Origin of the sequence: Sphingomonas sp., from assembly GCF_035758555.1 — a bacterium.
Taxonomy (GTDB): Bacteria; Pseudomonadota; Alphaproteobacteria; order Sphingomonadales; family Sphingomonadaceae; genus Sphingomonas_B.
Map to the genome: position 1 here is coordinate 1 of NZ_DASTXI010000047.1, position 2841 is coordinate 2841.

Genomic DNA, 2841 nt, shown 5'->3' on the forward strand with positions numbered 1-2841 from the left:
GCTTCGGCACGCAGATCGTCGACTATGCGGCGCCGCTGGGCAGCCCGGTGGTCTACGAGCTCGCCAACCGCTTCCGGCTCGAAAAGACCGACCCGAGCGCCGCGCGCTCGCCGGTCAAGCAGCCGATCACCTTCTATGTCGACAGCGCCGCGCCGGAGCCGGTGCGGACGGCCTTGGTCGAGGGCGTATCGTGGTGGCGCGAAGCGTTCGACGCCGCCGGCTTCGTCGATGCGTTCAAGGTCGCGGTGCTGCCGGAAGGCGCCGACCCGCTCGATATCCGCTACAACATCGTCAACTGGGTGAACCGTGCGACGCGGGGCTGGTCCTACGGCCAGCCGATCACCGATCCGCGCACCGGCGAAATCATCAAGGGCAACGTGCTCTTGGGCTCTCTCCGTGTGCGGCAGGACATGATGATCTTCCAGGCCCTGGTCTGCGCCGGGCTGACCGGGACCGGGGACCCCAACGACCCGGTCACCGCCGCGCTGGGCCGCATCCGGCAGCTGGGTGCGCACGAGGTCGGCCACGCGCTGGGCCTTGCGCACAATTTCGCAGCGTCGATCGCCGGCCGCTATTCGGTGATGGACTATCCCGGCCCGCGCGTGAAGCTGACCGACGGCAAGCTCGACCTCAGCGACGCCTATGGCGTGGGGGTCGGCCGCTGGGACAAATTCGCGATCGACTGGCTGTATGGCGCCCGCACCGACGCCGACGCGCAGCCGATCATGGCGGCGGGGCTGGCCGAAGGGTTGCGCTACGTGCCCGACCAGGATGCGCGCGCGCCCGACGCCGCGCAGCCGCTCGGGAGTCTCTGGGACGACGGCAGCGATCCGGTCGCCGAGCTGCGGCGGGTGATGGAGGTGCGGCAGGTCGCGGTCGCGCGGTTCGGGCCGGCGGCGCTGAAGCCCGGCAACCCGCAATCGCAACTCCGCCGTGCCTTCGTGCCGATCTGGCTCCTCCACCGATATCAGGTCGAGGCGGCGTCGAAGCTGCTGGGGGGCGTCGACTTCACCTATGCGGTGGTCGGCGATGGACGCGGCGAATCGAAGCCGGTATCGGCCGAGGACCAGCGCCGCGCGCTCGATGCGCTGCTCGATACGCTGTCGCCCGCCGCGCTCACCGTCCCGGCCTCGCTTTTGCCCAACCTTTCGACCGGCTGGTCGGGCGAGAGCGACCGTCAGACCACGATCGAAGTGATCCCGACCGCGGGCGGTCCGGTGTTCGATCCGCTTGCCGCGACCGAGACAGGCGCGGCGATGACGCTGATCGACCTGCTCGCGCCGGAGCGGCTGAACCGGCTGGAGATCCAGAACCAGGCCGATCCGGCGATCCCGTCGGCGCATGAAGTAATCGACAAGCTGATCGACCGCAGCTTCGCCTTTCCGCGCGACGAGGCGGCTGCGGCGGTGCAGCGCCGCATCGCGACCACGGTGGTGCTGGCGCTTGCCCGCACGCAGCGCGACGGCGACCTGTCGCCGACGATCGCGCTCGCCTTGTCGGAACGGCTCAGCAGGCTTGGCGCCGGCCTGGCGAAGACGAACGGCAGCGGCGTGCAGGCGGACTGGAGCCGCGGGCTCGGCCGGCTGCTCACGGACCGCGATGCGTTGACCGCCGCCCTTGCGGACAAGCGCCGGCTTCCCAAAGTACCGCCCGGCATGCCGATCGGATGAGGTGACAATGGCACGGACAGCACGCATCGAGCGGACCGGCGGTCCGGAAGTGATCGAATGGGCCGATGTCGACCTGCCGCCGCCCGGACCCGGCGAAGTGCGGGTCCGGCACACGGCAGTCGGGCTCAATTTCATCGACACCTACCACCGCGGCGGCGTTTATCCGGTCGAGCTGCCGACCGGTCTGGGCCTTGAAGCCGCCGGCGTCGTCGAGGCGGTGGGCGAGGGCGTGAAGGATTGGAAGCCGGGCGACCGGGTCGGCACCTTCGGCCCGGTGCGCGGCGCCTATGCGACCGAGCGCAATCTGCCGGCCGCGAGCCTGCTGCCGATTCCGGACGACATCGCCGACGAAACCGCGGCCGCCGCGTTGCTGAAGGGCTGCACCGCCGAATTCCTGATCGAGCGCTGCGCGAAAGTGCAGGCGGGCTGGCCGGTGCTGGTCCATGCCGCGGCGGGCGGCGTCGGGCTGATCCTGGTTCAGTGGCTGAAGGCGGTCGGCGCGCGGGTGATCGGCACCGTCTCGACCGACGACAAAGCCGCGACAGCGCGCGAGGCCGGAGCCGACGAGATCGTCCTCTACACGCGCGAGGATACGGCGGCGCGCGTCCGCGAGCTGACCGGCGGCGAGGGGGTGCGGGTCGTCTTCGACGGCGTCGGCATGGCGACCTGGGAAGCCTCGCTCGGCAGCGCCGCGCGGCGCGGGCTGATCGTCAGCTACGGCAATGCGGGCGGGCCGGTCAGCAACGTCAATCTGGGCGTGCTGGCGCAGAAGGGCTCGCTGTTCACCACCCGCCCGACGCTGTTCGACTATTACGCGCAACCGGACGAACGCCGCGCCGGCGTCGCGCGGCTGTGGGACATGATCCGGTCGGGCAAGGTCGCGATCACGATCGGGCAGCGCTATCCGCTCGAACAGGCCGAACAGGCGCACCGCGACCTCGAGGCGCGGCGGACCAGCGGCTCGACGGTGCTGCTGCCCGGATCCTAGCTCGCGTTCTTCAGCGGCTCGATCAACGCAACCCTTCGGCCGAGCTCCCATAGTTCGGATCGACTGTGTCCGAAGGTCTTGCGCGCAATTGTGATCGCCGCATCGTCGTCGCCGGCATCGAAATCGACCCGGTCGACGATATGGCCGCCCTCATCGAGGCAGAAGAGCCTGTAACCCGCCATC

3 protein-coding genes are annotated in these 2841 nt (G+C 70.0%); 2 read left to right on the top strand and 1 reads right to left on the bottom strand.

Features of this window, described 5'->3' with window-relative positions:
* Together VFT73_RS02745 and VFT73_RS02750 are read left to right on the top strand one after the other, a co-directional pair.
* Positions 1-1670: zinc-dependent metalloprotease (locus VFT73_RS02745; RefSeq protein WP_326408618.1), on the top strand; the 1670-nt coding region annotated here is incomplete at its 5' end.
* Between the two features lie 7 nt (positions 1671-1677).
* Positions 1678-2658, top strand: a complete 981-nt coding sequence (locus VFT73_RS02750) for a quinone oxidoreductase (RefSeq protein ID WP_326408619.1) — start codon at positions 1678-1680, stop codon at positions 2656-2658.
* Here the strand turns inward: VFT73_RS02750 and VFT73_RS02755 are convergent.
* Positions 2655-2841: hypothetical protein (locus VFT73_RS02755; protein ID WP_326408620.1), on the bottom strand; the 187-nt coding region annotated here is incomplete at its 5' end. The two genes, VFT73_RS02750 and VFT73_RS02755, sit on opposite strands and share 4 nt — an antisense overlap.

Excerpts from the sequence above, each read along its gene's own strand:
- VFT73_RS02750 (WP_326408619.1), top strand. The coding sequence starts at position 1,678 with ATGGCACGGACAGCACGCATCGAGCGGACCGGCGGTCCGGAAGTGATC.